The sequence below is a fragment of the Pseudomonas sp. IT-P294 genome, assembly GCF_949767865.1.
In the GTDB taxonomy this organism is placed as follows: domain Bacteria; phylum Pseudomonadota; class Gammaproteobacteria; order Pseudomonadales; family Pseudomonadaceae; genus Aquipseudomonas.
The window spans coordinates 829,060-845,172 of the sequence record NZ_CATKQW010000011.1 but is presented as its reverse complement, the minus strand read 5'-3'; the positions used below and the strand labels follow the sequence as shown (position 1 = coordinate 845,172).

The window sequence follows — 16,113 nt, the reverse complement described above, 5'->3', positions numbered from 1 at the left end:
TGACCCGCCTTTTGGAGGGCAGGAATCACAGGTGGCGCGTAGAACAATTCGATCAGAGGGGGAGGGTGCCGATTTGTCTAAATCCGACCCGTAATTGACAAAACGTCCTTCGTTTTGTCGTTTGTGTCCGGTTATCGGACCGGGATTAGCCGCTTTTGGGTGAAAAGGTGCCGGGGTCGGATCTGACAAAGTCCGGGTCGGACGCGTACAAAAAAGGGTGATGGCGATCTGCTGCAATGCATCACGTCAGCCAATGGAGCTTGGTGCTGGCAGCGGCAGCAGGAGGCAACGCAAAAGGATGAAACGGACAGAGGCACTTTCCATCACCCGGGAGAGACAATAATGAAAAATCGCATCGACCTTTCACGCCGTACCTTTCTCAAGACCACCAGCGTCCTGGCAGGAACGGCGGCACTTAGCGGTCTCCTGCCCCTGAGAAGCTTTGCCGCAGCGGAAAAAGAACTGGTCATCCTGGCATGGGCCGGGCACGCCGAACCGGACATCGTCGCCGATTTCGAACGCCAATACGGGGTCAAGGTCCGGGCCAAGTACTACACCGGTGGCGACAACATGCTAGGGCTGATCGCGCAATCCCCGCCCGGCACCTTCGATTTGATCCTGTCCGACGCCGAATATGTCCAGCAACTCAACGCCGCCGAATACATCGAACAACTCGACCCCGCAGACTACCCCTTCGACGACTTCTACCCGGAATTCCGGCATTTCCCCGGTCACTGGCAAGGTGACAAGCTCTATTCGGTGCTGATTCGCTTTGGCTTTCTTGGCATTGCCTATAACACCCAGCTGGTTCCCGAAGCCAAAGTCCACAGCTATGACGTGTTCTGGGACCCAAGCCTCAAAGGCAAGGTCGGGCACTTCGACTGGCACCTGCCGAACCTTGGGCAGATCAGTTTGCTCAATGGCAACGCGCGCCCTTACGACATCGACGCCGCGCACTGGCAATCGGTGCAGCAGAAGATGATGAGCCTGCGCCCGCAGATCGGCGGCTTCTTCGATTACGGTGGCACCTTTTCTTCGCTGAAAAACGGTCAGATCCATGCCATGTGTGGCATCGGCGACTGGATTACCGGTGTCTTGCAGCGCGCTGGCGCACCGGTGAAAACCGTGCTGCCGCAGGAGGGCGGGTTGCAATGGACGGAGTCCTACTGCATCGCCAGAAAAGCCCACAGTCCGGACCTGGCGAAGAAGTTCATCCAATACATCACCTCACCGCAAGGCCAGGTCAAGTCGGCGAAGATGGCCGCTTATCCCGCGCTCATCCCCAGCAAAAAAGGCTGGGAGCTGCTGAATCAGACCGATCCCGGCGAAGCGAAGCGCCAAGGCATGGTGCTCGGTCAGCGCAACGTCATGGATGACATCCGCGATGGTCGCATCAAGTACCGCGAGCTTCCGATCCAGCAGGGCCTGGAGGATTGGAACGACTTCTGGTCGCAATACAAGGGCGCGTGATGAGAAGCGTGGAGGTGGTCGCAATGCTTTCAGACAAGTTAAAGACTTCGCCGCCGGTGCTCACCGATAACGCGGCTGGCGAGACGTTGATGCGCCAGGGTCCCGGCAAAAAGGTGTTCCGCATGCCTTGGTACGGCCTCAGCTTCTCGATGCCGATCCTGATCTGGCAGTTGATCTTCTTTTTATTCCCGCTGGCATTCCTGGTGGCGATCAGCTTCTGGGTGGTGCGTAACTTCCGAATGGTGCCAACGTTCGAGTGGCTGAACTGGGGCTATATGCTTAGCCGTGGCTTTTTTTGGGACGCCTATGTTCATACCCTGGCGATGGCGGCGGGCGCCACCGTACTGATCAGTCTGGTGGCGTTCCCCTGCGCCTACACGATCGCCTTCAAGTTCCGCGAGTCGACGAAGCAGTTGCTGGTGTTGCTGCTGATTACGCCGTTCTTTACCAGTTACCTGGTGCGCACCTATTCGTGGCAGGTGTTCCTTAGCGACAACGGCATTTTCAATGCCGCGCTCGGGCTGCTCGGGCTGGAGCCGATGGCAATGCTGAACACCGCGTTCGGCACCTATATCGGCTACTTCACGCTGTGTCTGCCACTGGTGGTGTTGCTGCAACTGTTCAGCCTGATGTACATCGATCGCTCGTTGATCGAGGCGGCGCACAACCTCGGCTGCGCACGCCTGCAAACGGTGTGGCGGGTGGTGATTCCGTCCGCGCGAATCGGCATTGTCGTCGCGGCTCTGTTCTGCTTCATCCTGACCTTCGGCGATTTCGTCAGCCCGCTCTATCTGGGTGGGGGGCAGCCGCCGACATTGAGCACCTTGATCACTGACACCACCAAGTCCGGTCAGCAATGGCCGCGTGCAGCGGTGATCGCCACCCTGATGATCGTGACGCTGCTCATCGTGGCCTTTGGCGCGGTTCGTTTCGCTTACCGGAGGCGCGCATGAACGAGCATCGATTGATCAACTTCTTGCTGCGCAGCTTTGTCGTCCTGGTGTTCGTTTTCATCTTTACGCCGATTGCCGGCAGCTTCGTATTCTCGTTCAACATCGACCGTTTCCCGTCGTTGCCATTGGGTGGTTTCAGCCTGCACTGGTACGAAACGATCGCCGCCGACCCGGCAGTCTGGCAGGCGTTCAAGAACAGCCTCACGGTGGGCGTGGTGGTGTCGCTGGTATCGACCGTGCTTGGGTTCACCGCGGCCTACACGGACTATCGCTACCGTTTTTTCGGCAAGTCGATGTACATGGCGCTCGCGATGCTGCCGCCCACCATTCCGGTGGTGATCATGGGGCTGGCGATGCTGGCTTTCCTGTCGCGGGTCGGACTGTCCGGCGAGATCTATGCGGTGGTGATCAGTCACATCGTGATGTGCGCGCCGTTCGCGATGGCGGTGATCAGGATGCGTTTGGCGCAGATGGACCCCAACATCGAGGCCGCTGCCTGGAACCTGGGGGCCCATCAATGGAAGGCAATGCGTCATGTGATCCTGCCATTCACCGCACCGAGCCTGTTCGCCGCGTTGTTTGTGACCATGGCCGTGTCCTTCGATGAGTTCGCCGTTGCCTGGTTCGTGTCGGGGCTAAACGAGACGGTGCCCGTGCGCATCCTCAACACCTTGCAGGGGCAAGTGAGCCCGACCATCAACGCGATCGGCACAATCGTCTTTATCACGACCATGACGCTGGTGATTCTGGCGCAACTGCTATTGATGCGGCGGCGCAAGCCGGCAAGCGCCTGATACCGCCCTGACACTCTTTCGAGGATTCAGCCATGACTCAACCGCTGGTGGTATTCGACAACGTGGTCAAACATTTCGGCAGCTACCAGGCCGTCGAACGCATGAACCTGGAGATTTACAAAGGCGAGTTCGTCGCGATCATGGGGTCGAGCGGCTGCGGCAAGACCACAACGCTACGCATGCTGGCCGGTCTGGACAAACCCAGCGAGGGTGAAATCCGACTCAACGGCGAGCGCATCAACGACCTCTGCTCCTGGGAGCGGGAGACGCCGCTGGTCTGGCAAAACCTGGCGCTGTTCCCGTTTCTCAACGTGCTGGAGAATGTCGAGTTCGGCCTGCGGATGAGGGGCATGGCCAAGGCCGAGCGCCGCAAGAAAGCCTTGCTCTGGCTCGAACGGCTGGGATTGCAGGACTTCGCCACGCGCGATATCAGCCTGCTCTCGGGTGGCCAGCGCCAACGGGTGGCGCTGGCGCGTTCGCTGGTTACGGAACCGCCGATCCTGCTACTGGACGAGCCACTGAGCGCGCTCGATGCTCACTTGAGCGTGCGCATGCAAGGCGTGCTGACCGGGCTGCAGAAAGACCTTGGCATCACCTTCGTCTACGTCACCCACAGTCAGTCCGAAGCCTTTTCGATGGCCGATCGCGTTGTGATCATGAGTCAGGGCCGGGTTGAACAAATTGGCTCGCCCCAGGACGTCTTCCTTGAGCCACACAACCGTTTCGTCGCCGAGTTCGTTGGCGGCAAAAACATTCTTGGTGGTACTGTCGTCGGCTTCGATCATGGCGGATTGGTCCGTCTCGATTCGCCGCACGGCGGGTTCCTGGCACGGCTGCCGGAGGGTAAGTCGGTGGCGCCCGGCGAGTGCGTCACGGTCTGTGTCAGTGCCGAACATATCGACCTGACCGCACAGCCTGTGCGACGCAATCGACTGGCCTGCACCGTGGTCGGTGAGGAATTCATCGGTTCGATGGTCAACATCTACCTCGAAGCCAGCGACGGGCTAGAACTGCAGGTGCAGAAACCGCATGCCGATTACAACCTGCTGGGCATCCACAGCGGGCAAAAAATCTTCGCTGAGTGGGACGGCACACATGCGCTGATTCTGCGCGGTGACTGAAAATCGGGCAGGCAAGCTGCTGGCAGGAGGGCATACCGTTGAACCGTGGCTCAAGCGATGAGCCACGGTTCAACCGGGGTGGCGCGGCTTATGCCAGGCTGTCCGGGTCGCCAAAGAACATCTGAATCCTGGATCTGAGCCAGCGCTCACCCGGGTCATTGTCCTGCGACCCGCGCCAGGCCATGTGCAACTCAAAGCTGCGCACCGGCAGCGGCGGGTCTTCAGCCCGCACACCACCGGCCGCCGTCAACGCTTCAGCGGTGTAGTCCGGCACGGTCGCGACGATGTCGGTGCCGCTGATGAGCGTGCTGAGCCCGTTGAACTGCGGGACCGCGAGCACCACATGACGTTTGCGCCCGAGCTTTTCCAGTTCTTCATCTATAAAGCCGCTCAGGTCGCCGGCGAATGACACCAGTGCATGTGGTCGCGCGCAGAAATCGTCCAGGCTCAATGGCCCGGGCACCGTGTCCGCCCGCAACAGCTTCGGCATGCTGCGACGCAAGACTTTGCGCTTGGCGTTGGCCGGCAGGTCGGCGGTGTAGCTGACGCCGATGGAAATTTCGCCGGAGGCCAGCAGGCTCGGCATCAGGATGTAGTTGGCCCGACGCACCACCAGTACGATCCCCGGCGATTCGGCACGCAGACGCTTGAGCAGCATCGGCAGCAGGGCGAACTCGACATCGTCCGACAGCCCGATGCGGAACACCGCCGTGCTGGTTGCAGGATCAAACTCCGCCGCACGGCTTACCGCGGTAGAAATCGAATCCAGGGCCGGGGAGAGCAGGGCGAAGATTTCTACCGCACGGGCGGAAGGCTCCATGCTGCGGCCGGTGCGTACAAACAATGGATCATCGAACAGCCCACGCAGACGCGAGAGCGCCGCGCTGATGGCCGGCTGGCCAAGGAACAATTTCTCCGCAGCACGGGTCACACTGCGTTCGTGCATCAATGTTTCAAAAACGATCAACAGGTTCAGGTCGACACGACGCAGGTCATTACGATTCATCTGGAGTCCTGGCAGAGTCATCAAGCTTGACGAGAGCAGCCATATGAGAACAATGGCCGGCATGAATATTAAGGGCAAAGGCTGCTACTCTGCACCGAGTAATTCAGTTTTTCCAAGAAAGGCCGCTTCGGGTTTCATGACATTTGCGAATGTCACCGTCGCTGCGGAATCAATGACAGGCATGTCGACTATTAATAGCCACTGATAGTCTTGGGTAGAAAGCCCAGATAGAGTTCAGGGCATTAGAGGTTTCTTTGACGAGGTTTGCGATGTCCCGCACGATCCGTTTTCACAAGTTTGGTCCAGCCGAGGTGCTCAAATGCGAAGAGCATGCGGCCGCTCTCCCTGCGCCGGGCGAAGTGCAGGTGCGCGTCGAGGCGATTGGCATCAGCTGGTACGACATTCTCTGGCGCCAGAACCTGGCCTCATCCCATGCTCGTCTGCCTTCGGGCCTTGGCCATGAAATGGCAGGCATCGTGACGGCGGTCGGCGAGGGCGTCGATGACTTGGCAGTCGGTGACAAAGTCGCCAGCTTCCCGGCTGAAAGCCCCAACGACTATCCGGTCTACGGCGAGCAGATCGTGCTGCCACGCTCGGCACTGACCCGCTACCCTGACGTGCTCAGCCCGATCCAGGCCAGCGTGCATTACACACCGCTGTTGATTGCCTACTTCGCCTATGCCGATCTGGCGCGGGTAAAACCAGGGCAATTCGCCTTGGTGACCGACGCCAGTCACTGCGCCGGTCCGTCCTTTGTACAGTTGGGCAAGGCGTTGGGTGTGCGAGTGATTGCCGCTACCAAAACGGCAGAGGAACGTGAATACCTGCTGTCGCTGGGTGCCGAAAAAGTCATTGTCACGGAAGAAGAAGATCTGCTCATGCGGATCAACAAAATCACTGACAACCGCGGTGTGGATGTCGTGTTCGATGGCCTTGGCGGTCCGCAGATGTCGCTACTTGGCGACGTGCTCGCACCGCGCGGCAGCCTGGTGTTGTACGGCCTGCAAGGCGGTAATCAGACGCCATTCCCGGCTTGTGCGGCGTTCCAGAAGAACATCCAGTTCTTCGTGCACTGCATCGGCAACTTCACCGGCAAGCCGGAACTGGGCATCATCCAGGACCAGGTCGCCTTGCAACGTGCCTTGCGCGACATCAACCAGATGACCGCCGATGGCGTGCTGCTGCCACTCAAGACTCGGGTCTTCCCTTTTTCCGAGTTTGTCGAGGCACACCGCTACATGGACGAGTGTCCATGCCGCGAACGGGTCGCCCTCCAGGTCGAACCTGCGTAACACGCCTGAAAAAGTCCGTGCTTGCACGGACTTTTGCATTTCCCCCCGCCGACACCCTGAGACACCCTTCAATCACTGAGGGGACGGTTCAGCAACTGAACTGGTTTTTGCTCTCAATCTGTATCTTCTAATCATCATGTAAGCCCCGATAATTGAATGATTACTTTCATCTCAAGGAATGAGCCATGTCCGGGTATCGAACAGGTACTTCTCAACGCGCTCTGGCAATACAAACTCGACAAATAGTCTGTTATCGATCAGTTGGCGAAAACCTAAGGGTAACTTCTTTCTTTATTTATCGTGCTACTTGTCTGTGGGACGCTGTGGGACGTTTCCTAGGATCTCCCATGCAGGGGCAAGATGCCTGCGCTGCGGGGGTTTGCTGAAAACTCTCGCCAAAATGGCATCTTGCATCGCGATATCATTTCAAATAATTACTAAAAACTAAGTGTTAGCATTTGATATTCAGCAAAACACTCTAATCATGCCAGGCAACCGATTGCGCATTGCATAGAGTTGTTTGCGTGATATCGAATCTATGAGTAACAGGTAAACAATGATGACCCATACCCATGATCAGGCAATGAACTATGTTTATCAGCAAGTATTGCAGCGATTGCTGAGTTTCTTTTCACGTGCCGAACGTACCGCCTTGCAACTCATGATTCAACGCCTGGTGGTGGCCGCCGGCGGCATGGAGCGTATCGGCGATTACAAGGTGTTGGCGGTCCAGTCCGGGGCTCGCGACAGTTGTTACACCCTGGCGCTGCTGCGCGCGGCGCAATTGAGCATTGCCGGCCGTGCGCCGGCGACGTTCCAGTTGAGAGTGGCGACCTTGCGCTCGAACGGGGCAAGCGCCATGGCCCTTGAAAACATCCATCGCACGTGCAGCGCGTTGTTTCTCTACGACGATCCCCGGGTCGGCATGCTGATGGTCGATAACCGTGAAGTCCTGCCGTTCAATCACCTGGCGCCGATTTCCGATGCCGGTCGCGAGTCCAATCGCCTCAATCTGTTGATGGTGGGGCATCGCCGTGACAGCAACGGACCGCTCGATCTATGGGACGAAGGCTATCTGGCAACCGGCGAATTTTACGGACAGATTGCCCGTTGGGACCGAGGCGTGGACGCACTGATCAGCAGTGAAACTCCTGGTCAACAAAAGCAGTTCCTGGAAAGACTGAACCGTGCGGCGGTAAGGGCAGGTCTTAAAGCATTACACCCGCCTGAAACAGGTTTCGAAGAGCTGTTCTCCCGGCTCGATGAAATGGGCGGCGATTACTACCGCGAGTTTTACCCGCAAGGTGCACAAGCCGTGTGGCGTCCAGCGGAGCGTTTTGAGGCTTGCCGTCGTACAACGTTCATCGATATTCACGACATGCTGGTCAGCAACCTGGAAGAGCGTTGGCCACTGCTCACCGATTTCCTCAGGTTCCAGCCGGACGAACTCTCGGTTCACCTCAGCGATAACGAATACGTCAGCCTGACGATTTGCGCACACCTGCGTGGGTTGCAGAGTGGCTTCGTTGAGGGCCGCAGCTACGAAACCGGCGTCGCCGAGTACGTGCAACGGACATTGGTCCTGATGCGCCGCAAACAGATGCCCGAGCGCTTTTGCGAGCAGGTCATGGAAAGGCTTGGCAACCCGGCGGCAACGGCAGACCAGCGTGCGCTGGCCTCGGCCGAGGCGCAAAAAAGCCTTGGATTGACTGAATCTCAGCTGGTGTGTTTGTTGTTCGCGCCCTTTGTCGATAACGGCGCGTCGCTTGAGCGTTTCCTGCGCCAGTGTCACCCCGGCATGCTCGTCGCCTTGCCCGATCTGCACCGGGCGATGCAGGGTTATCCGGCTCCCGAGCAAGTGCTGCAATGGATGGTCGACGTCAGCGGTTTGCCCGTCAGCCTGATCGCGACGCTTTACCGCATGGGGCCGGTGGCCGCAGTACCTGACGCGGAAGCAGACCCTACGGTCTCGCACGCAATGACGCCGGATATCGATGCTGATGGCTCGGTGCCAGTCGAACGGTCTACGGGCCGTTGAAAGTGCCTGGTTTGGCAGTTTTCACCCAGGGGCGCCGCGCTGCGCGTACCGTGCTCGGCCATTTCCCATGAAGGGGCCGCGAGAAACCGACTTCGCTTACCAGGCGGTGTACCGCTACCTGACGAACCTGATCAGCGAGCCGGTCAGCGACGCGCGTGTCCGTCTTCCTTCGCTGCGGCAATTGGCGGACCGTCTTGGCGTATCGATCTCGACCATTCAGTACGCCTACTCGCTGCTGGAAAAGGAAGGGCGCGTGTACTCGGTCGCAAAATCCGGTTACTACGCGTTGCCGGTGTCGTCCGTTCGCCCGCTCAGCAGTGGCAATGACCTGCTCGAAACGCTCTATGTGAATGCCAGGCGCCCGGGAATGCTGGTCTTGAGTGCCGATGAACCGGCGTTACTGCAACCCCTGGACAGCCCGCTGTTGCTGCTTGAGCGAGAACTGTTGCGCCAGTATCCACGTCAGCCGCAACCGGTGTCACAACCCTGCGGTGAACTGGAACTGCGCGCCGCCCTTGCGGCACGCTACACCTCATCTCCGGCGCGCTGCTGGCACGCCGACGATGTCTATATCGGCGCCGATTTGCGTGGTGTACTGGAAATACTGATCACCGTGCTTTGCCTGAAAGAAGCCATTGTTGTGGTCGAGTCGCCCTGTGACTGGGCAATCCTGCGTCTGCTCCAGGACGCCGAGGTTCAAGTCATCGAGCTGCCGTTGCAAGCCAATGGCAGTCTTGACCTGGAGCGGCTCAAGCAACTGCTGGAGACCGAACCGGTTCGGCTGGTCATGCTTTCATCTGGTCTCAACATGCCGCGTGGCAGCGTCGCTTCCCACAGCAACCGGCAGTCAACCGCCCAGTTGCTTGAACGTCATGGCAGCTGGGTGCTGGAAAATGACAGCCATGGCGAACTCGAATTCGAGCCCGACGGTCAGCGTTTTCGCGATTTTCTGGACCCGGATCGACTCATCGTGTTTTCCACTTTCGAAAAAATCATCGGGCCTGAGGCGCCTTATGGCTATTTGCTCTCGCGCCAACTGCATGCCGAACTGCAGCGGCATTTTTTGCTGCGCTCGTTCCGCCTGTCGCCGATCCGCCAGAAAGCCATCGCACGGCTGTACGGCAATGGTCGCATCGATCAGCACTTGATGGTTCTGCGCAGGATGCTCAAGGACCGCAAGGTGCAGATGACCCAGCTGCTGCAAGAACGCCTGGGTGATGCATTGCACTTCGTCGAGCCTCAGGGCGGGGCGACAGTGTGGGTACGGTCATTGCGCCCCGTCGATGTGCGCCGGGTATTCCAGCGCCTGCTCAACCATCAGGTGGTAATCGCACCGGGAGAATTGTTCAGTCTCCAGGGGCTGCATACACAGCACCTGCGATTGAGTCATAGCTTTGGAGGCGATCATGACCTCGCGGCGGCAATGGGCCTGCTGGGCGACGCCTTGCGTCTGGAATCGATCGATTGAGCCAAGCCGCTAGCCGTTCCTGGCCTGTGGAGGTGGAGGTGGAGGTGGATAACATCATGCATGGGATCGATAACGTCGCGCTGCGGTCAAACTGCCAGTAAACTGCGTTCCTATTCCTGAACCACTCTACTCCTGAGGTTTTGCATGACAATCAGTCCTTTTGCGGGCAAACCGGCACCGGCAGAATTGTTGGTCGACATCCCGCGACTGGTAACGGCCTATTACACCGGCCAGCCTGATGCCTCCATCTCGACCCAGCGCGTTGCCTTTGGCACGTCCGGCCACCGAGGCAGCTCGTTCGACCTGAGTTTCAACGAATGGCACGTTCTGGCAATCAGCCAGGCGATCTGCCTGTACCGTGAAGCCCAAGGCATCGATGGCCCGTTGTTCGTCGGCATCGATACTCATGCATTGTCCACGCCGGCCGGTGCCAGCGCCCTGGAAGTGCTGGCGGCGAACGGTGTTACCGTGATGATCGCCGAAGGCGATGAGTACACACCGACCCCGGCGATTTCCCACGCCATTCTTTGCTACAACCGTGGCCGTACTTCCGGCCTGGCGGACGGCATCGTCATCACGCCGTCCCACAACCCGCCGCAAAGCGGTGGCTACAAATACAACCCCACCAACGGTGGACCGGCCGATACCCACATCACCAAGTGGATCGAAGCCAAGGCCAATGAGCTGCTGACCAACAAGCTGGCCGGCGTCAAACGCATCAGCTACGAGCAGGCCCTCAAAGCCAGCACCACGCATCGCCACGACTACCTCAACACCTATGTCGCCGACCTGATCAACGTGATCGATTTCGACGCCATCCGTGACGCGAAGCTGCGTCTGGGTGTCGATCCGCTGGGCGGAGCAGGGGTGCGCTACTGGTCGGCGATTGCCGAGCATTACCGTCTGGACCTGGACGTGGTCAACAAACAGGTCGATCCGACGTTCCGCTTCATGACAGTCGACTGGGACGGACAGATCCGCATGGACCCTTCCTCCAGCCACGCCATGCAAGGCCTGATCGGCCTCAAAGAGCGCTTTGACGTAGCATTTGCCTGTGATCCGGATCACGACCGTCATGGCATCGTGACGCCATCCGGTGGTTTGCTCGCGCCGAACAGCTACCTCGCGGTGTCCATCGATTACCTGTTCCAGAACCGTCCGCAATGGCGCGCCGACGCGGCCGTGGGTAAAACCGTGGTCAGCAGTGGCTTGATCGATCGCGTGGCCAAGCGTCTGGGACGGCGCCTGTACGAAGTGCCGGTCGGCTTCAAATGGTTTGCCGACGGTCTGTTTGACGGTTCTCTGGGGTTTGGCGGCGAAGAAAGCGCCGGCGCATCGTTCCTGCGCAAGGACGGCGGTGTCTGGAGCACCGACAAGGACGGTTTGATTCCGGCCTTGCTGGCCGCAGAAATGACCGCTCGCACCGGCCACGACCCGAGCCAGGCCTACCGTGCATTGACCGACGAGCTCGGCGAGCCGTTCTCGGTGCGCGTCGATGCCAAGGCCAACCCTGAACAGAAAGCTTTGCTGAGCAAGCTGTCGCCCGATCAGGTCACCTCGACTCAACTGGCCGGCGAAGCGATCCAGAGCATCCTCAGTCACGCCCCGGGCAACGACCAGGCCATTGGCGGCTTGAAAGTCATGACCGAGAACGGCTGGTTCGCGGCGCGTCCTTCCGGGACCGAAGACATCTACAAAATCTACGCCGAAAGCTTTGTGAGTGACGACCACCTCAAGCAGTTGGTGGCGGAGGCTCAAACACTGGTAGACGGCGCGATTTCCGCGAAATAAACGCAAACCCCATCGCGGGCAAGCCCGCTCCCACATGGATTGCATATAACCCTGTGGGAGCGGGCTTGCCCGCGATGGCGTCGGTACAGTCACCAGTAATCATAAAAAAGGGCGACCCTATGGTCGCCCTTTTTTTGTCCGGCGTTTACAGCCTCAAGCCAGGTCCACCAACACGATTTCACTGTCCTTGATCGCGGTGACGCGCAACACCTGCTCATCGGCCACTGCAATACCGTCTCGAGCTTGTGCGCGCAAGCCATTGACTTCAATGACGCCTGTGGCGGGAACCAGGTAAGCGCGACGGCCTCCGTCCAGGCGATATTCGGCAGTTTCACCGGCTTTAAGGTTTGCTGCCACCAACCGTGCGTCGGCACGGATCCGCAGGCTCTGATCATCACCGGCCTTGCCACTGGCCAGCGTCACGAACCCTTCACGCTGGCCTTTCGGGAAAGGCCTTGCGCCCCAGGACGGTGCCAGGCCGGACTGGTTAGGGATAATCCAGATCTGGAAGATCTTGGTTTCGCTCGTTTCCAGGTTGTATTCGCTGTGGGCTATGCCGGTGCCCGCGCTCATTACCTGAACGTCACCTGCTTCGGTGCGGCCCTTGTTGCCAAGGTTGTCTTCGTGGGTAATGGCCCCTTCACGAACGTAGGTGATGATTTCCATGTCGCGGTGCGGGTGTTTCGGGAACCCGGTGCCGGCGGCAATCACGTCGTCGTTCCAGACCCGCAGGTTGCCCCAGTTCATGCGTTTGGGGTCGTGGTACTCGGCGAACGAAAAGTGGTGATGCGCATCCAACCAGCCATGATGGGCGCCGCCCAGGGAGTTGAAAGGTCTGAGTTCAAGCATGATCGTCTCCTGAAAAGGTTCGTCATGGGGCAGAACGCCTGAGCCACGAAACTAGAACCGGTGGTTGATGACGAGCATCTTCTATCAGTCACCCATCGATAAAAAGCGTAAAAAGTGCCTCAATAAGATCGAATATATCGATGTTGAATAACGTCGAAATAGTCTCATCCAGCCTTCACTTCATCGCATAAGCCAATGACCTGTAAGCATTTCACTAGAACTCAAAGACAAATACAGACACCATAACCGCAACAGCCTCACACCCTGGAGTCAGTCCGCGTGCCGCAACACACCCCCGATCTTCCTCCCGAACTCCGTCCATTGGCCGAGATGCCGCTGCTCAAGCGCCTGGCCGCCCGATTCTTTGGCCATGGCCTGACCCGCTTGCGCGCTCAGCACCGGGCGTCCTGGTTGCACGGGCAAGCCGACGGTTTTCGCAGCGGGCACAGCGCCGGGGTGGATTACGGCTATAAAGAAGGAAAGCTCGAGGGGCTGGAAGAAGGTCGGCAAGTACTGTTGATTCGCGATTCGCGCTCGACCGAACACCGGCCGCCCAACGTCGATGACAATCTGTTCGATGATTGGCGCTTGCCACTCAGCGCCGACGTGAAGAAGCGCATGAAGGCCGATGTCGCTCGTCTGCTGCCACCGCATGCGCAACCCAGCGTCGCCCAGTGGAAGATGATATTCAGTGATACGCCTTCGACCTCGGTGATCGCCGGGGCGGGCGCGGGCAAGTCGACGACGTTGGTGTTGCGTATCTTGCTGCTGACCCATTACCTGGGTTTCGAACTGGGCTCGATGACCGTCGTGACCTTCACCCGTGAGTCGCGCAAAGACTTCATTAATAAGCTGATCGAGCTATTTGCTCTGTGGGGACGGATGTTGAGCCTCAAAGAGGCGCGAGACCTGGTGCGTACCTTTCACTCACGCATCCTGCCAATGGTCCGCAGCCTGCCAGGTTTCGAACGCTTGCAAGCGTTTGAGAACCTCAGCAATCGCCCGCAGAACGGTGATGAAGAGGTCGATAGCAATCCTTTCGACCTGCGAATCAACGACGCTCAGCGCCAGCAACTCAATGCCTGTTTCCACAGCCTGCACACTCGAGATGAGCGTTTTCGCGAACTGATCAAGCCGTTGTCTCGGCATGCCTTGCAACTCAAGGAGCTGGAACGCGATCACCCCGATGTGCAGAAGCGCATGGCGGTGACCGAGTTGGCTGCCAAACGTGATGAAGAGCTGTGCGACACAATTGAAGACCTGTGGTTTCGCGCTGGTGCCTGGCCAATCAAGGGTATCGAACCCAATCGCCAGACATTCGACATCAACGGCTCGACGTTCCATTGCCACGGTTACATCCCGACCCTGGACGCTTGGGTAGTGCTTGGGTTCGACTCGGGGGAAAATCCGCAGCTCAGCCGTCCGAATGCCAAGTTGACGGTCCGCGCAGAATGGGCGGTTAAGCGCACCCTGTTTCAAGCTTTCTGTCGTAAGCCTTTGATATGGCTTGATAGTTATGAGTCTTCGAAGCGCGTATTAGCCTCATTGGCCGGTGATGCCAGCGCCGGACCTGGCTTCGACTACAAGGTCAAAGGCGAGCTCGGATCGGCGCCGTTGCTGGACTGTTTTGTTGCAACCGCCGGGTTTATCGAAAACCTGGGGCTGGACGTGCCGAACGCCGTGGCTCAGATGAGCTTCGCCAAAGACGATCCGGACCGGTTTTTCTTCGAGGCCTTGAGCCTGTTCTGGCGTGCCCTGGAAGATCATCTGCTTGATCAAAAGCCACCGGTGATGACCTACAACCGGATGTTTGCCTTGTTCAGCGAGCATTCACCGGAAAACCTGAAACTGCTGAGTGATGAGCAGTTGAGGCCTTTGTCGCATTTGATGATCGACGAATTTCAGGACGTTTCGCCGCAGATTGTTTCCTGGATTCGTGCCAGCCTTGCCGAAATCCGCAGTCGCGGCCCGGCGATGCACGTCGGACGCGGTGCGCAGCATTCGTCGCTGCTGTGTGTCGGCGATGACTGGCAGTCCATTTATGGTTGGCGTGGCAGTTCACCGACGTACTTCATGGAGTTCAACAAGCAGTTCCTGTCGCCGAGCACCACCAAGGTCATGCTCAGCGACAACTATCGCAGTCATCAATACATCATAGATGCCGCCGAGCACATCGTCCGCGCAGCCCCGGCGATCGCAGGCAAGAAGGCTAAGGCGAGTGGCGAAGCCAAGGCCGTGTTGCCGGTGAATGTCATGGATCGAGACGACCAAGGCATGGCCCAGCGCCTTATCGAGCACTACCGGCGGGGCGATTCGATCTTGATGCTTTATCGAAAAAGTAGCGATAAGTTATTGATAGAACAACATATTCAGTCTGTAGTTAATGTTGATTCTAGCTTGCCGTACGAAGCGCGCCGACTGAAACAGCTGACCTATCACAGCGCCAAGGGCCTGCAAGCGGACGCGGTTTTTCTGCTGGGTGATTGCCAGCACCTGACACTTTCGCCTTACAAGAACCAGGTCTACCGCATGGCTGGCCTTGGCAAGGCAGGCGACACTGAGCCCTATGACAACGCGCAGAAAGACGAGATTTTACGCCTCGCCTACGTGGGCATCACGCGTGCAGTGAGTCATTGCTACTGGTATGTCGACGGTCAGGACACTCAGGCTGCGAACATGCCCAAGGCGTCCGATCGCATCGGCAAGGGCAGGCCGTACTTCGCGGATCATCGTCGAGGGCAAACCCCGGGCTGACCCGTCGCCCACAAAAAAGCCCACATAATGTGGGCTTTTTTTGTGGGATTGGCCTTCAGGCGTAACTTCTGAGGGCCACGGGTGGAATGAAAGCCTCAAGCTCGTCTTCGACGGCTTCGATTATTCGCTCTACATCCGCGGCATTCATGACGGTTGCGCAAGGAATGCCTGCAATGGCGATCATGGTCTCGCCACTGGCGCGGTCAAACAGACGGGCAATCATGCTGCCCGGCGCATCCATGCTCGCCTCGAATCCCATGGGATGAAAATGCCAGCGCATCAGCTGGCAGGCGTTTGGAAATGTAACTTTGCTGAAAGAACCTTTATTCATATGTTGCCCGCCTTCTTCATCGAGCGCTTCCATTAGCTCATGTTAGGAGGGAAGAACCTTCAATGGCTCAACCGGTGACTGCCTTTAAAAGTAGCATCGAGATGTGAAAGTCATGTGATTTTTTCAGTCCGTTTGGCGATTGCCAGCGGATTTTTTGATGTGGATCACGTGTCGGACGGGTCTGGCGTTGGGCTGATTCCGACCATTTATTGATGCTGAGACAGAATTTCGGCAAGCTCGCTTTTT

General features: G+C 58.3%; 12 protein-coding genes. 9 read left to right on the top strand and 3 right to left on the bottom strand.

The genetic code is table 11. From position 1 onward, the window contains the following. Positions 1-342: 342 nt before the first annotated feature. From ACM6I0_RS11175 to ACM6I0_RS11160, 4 genes are read left to right on the top strand one after another with little or no spacing between them, the layout of a single operon-like run. Entirely contained in the window at positions 343-1,470 is a 1,128-nt protein-coding gene (locus ACM6I0_RS11175) for an extracellular solute-binding protein (protein WP_414922265.1), read from the top strand. Between the two features lie 23 nt (positions 1,471-1,493). Next, complete coding sequence (locus ACM6I0_RS11170) at positions 1,494-2,423, top strand: ABC transporter permease (RefSeq protein ID WP_414922264.1); 930 nt, start codon at positions 1,494-1,496, stop codon at positions 2,421-2,423. Then, complete coding sequence (locus tag ACM6I0_RS11165; protein WP_414922263.1) at positions 2,420-3,217, top strand: ABC transporter permease; 798 nt, start codon at positions 2,420-2,422, stop codon at positions 3,215-3,217. Before ACM6I0_RS11170 ends, ACM6I0_RS11165 begins: the two co-directional genes overlap by 4 nt. Positions 3,218-3,249: 32 nt before the next feature. Continuing rightward, on the top strand, positions 3,250-4,338 hold the full coding sequence (locus ACM6I0_RS11160; protein WP_414922262.1) for an ABC transporter ATP-binding protein: 1,089 nt from the start codon (positions 3,250-3,252) through the stop codon (positions 4,336-4,338). 88 nt (positions 4,339-4,426) lie between these two features. On the opposite strand, the gene ACM6I0_RS11155 is transcribed toward ACM6I0_RS11160, so the two are convergent. After that, on the bottom strand, positions 4,427-5,344 hold the full coding sequence (locus ACM6I0_RS11155; protein ID WP_008156370.1) for a LysR family transcriptional regulator: 918 nt from the start codon (positions 5,342-5,344) through the stop codon (positions 4,427-4,429). Positions 5,345-5,613: 269 nt separating this feature from the next. On the opposite strand from ACM6I0_RS11155, the gene ACM6I0_RS11150 reads away from it, so the two are divergent. The 4 genes from ACM6I0_RS11150 to pgm all read left to right on the top strand — a co-directional run bounded on the left by ACM6I0_RS11150 (position 5,614) and on the right by pgm (position 11,933). Beyond that, entirely contained in the window at positions 5,614-6,636 is a 1,023-nt protein-coding gene (locus ACM6I0_RS11150; RefSeq protein ID WP_222586895.1) for a zinc-dependent alcohol dehydrogenase family protein, read from the top strand. 559 nt (positions 6,637-7,195) lie between these two features. Beyond that, on the top strand, positions 7,196-8,674 hold the full coding sequence (locus ACM6I0_RS11145) for a hypothetical protein (RefSeq protein WP_414922261.1): 1,479 nt from the start codon (positions 7,196-7,198) through the stop codon (positions 8,672-8,674). 67 nt (positions 8,675-8,741) lie between these two features. Then, positions 8,742-10,142, top strand: coding sequence for a PLP-dependent aminotransferase family protein (locus tag ACM6I0_RS11140; protein ID WP_414922260.1), 1,401 nt, complete (start codon positions 8,742-8,744; stop codon positions 10,140-10,142). A gap of 144 nt (positions 10,143-10,286) precedes the next feature. Beyond that, positions 10,287-11,933 (top strand): phosphoglucomutase (alpha-D-glucose-1,6-bisphosphate-dependent), encoded by a 1,647-nt coding sequence (gene pgm, locus ACM6I0_RS11135; protein WP_414922259.1) that lies wholly within the window; start codon positions 10,287-10,289, stop codon positions 11,931-11,933. Positions 11,934-12,086: 153 nt separating this feature from the next. Here pgm and ACM6I0_RS11130 read toward each other — a convergent pair whose 3' ends face one another. Continuing rightward, positions 12,087-12,782, bottom strand: a complete 696-nt coding sequence (locus ACM6I0_RS11130) for a pirin family protein (RefSeq protein ID WP_414922258.1) — start codon at positions 12,780-12,782, stop codon at positions 12,087-12,089. A 279-nt stretch (positions 12,783-13,061) separates the two neighbouring features. Here ACM6I0_RS11130 and ACM6I0_RS11125 point away from each other — a divergent pair, with 279 nt between their 5' ends. Further along, complete coding sequence (locus tag ACM6I0_RS11125; RefSeq protein ID WP_414922257.1) at positions 13,062-15,536, top strand: UvrD-helicase domain-containing protein; 2,475 nt, start codon at positions 13,062-13,064, stop codon at positions 15,534-15,536. Positions 15,537-15,591: 55 nt separating this feature from the next. Here ACM6I0_RS11125 and ACM6I0_RS11120 read toward each other — a convergent pair whose 3' ends face one another. Further along, on the bottom strand, positions 15,592-15,867 hold the full coding sequence (locus ACM6I0_RS11120; RefSeq protein ID WP_027923219.1) for a DUF1652 domain-containing protein: 276 nt from the start codon (positions 15,865-15,867) through the stop codon (positions 15,592-15,594). Between the last annotated feature and the right edge of the window lie 246 nt (positions 15,868-16,113).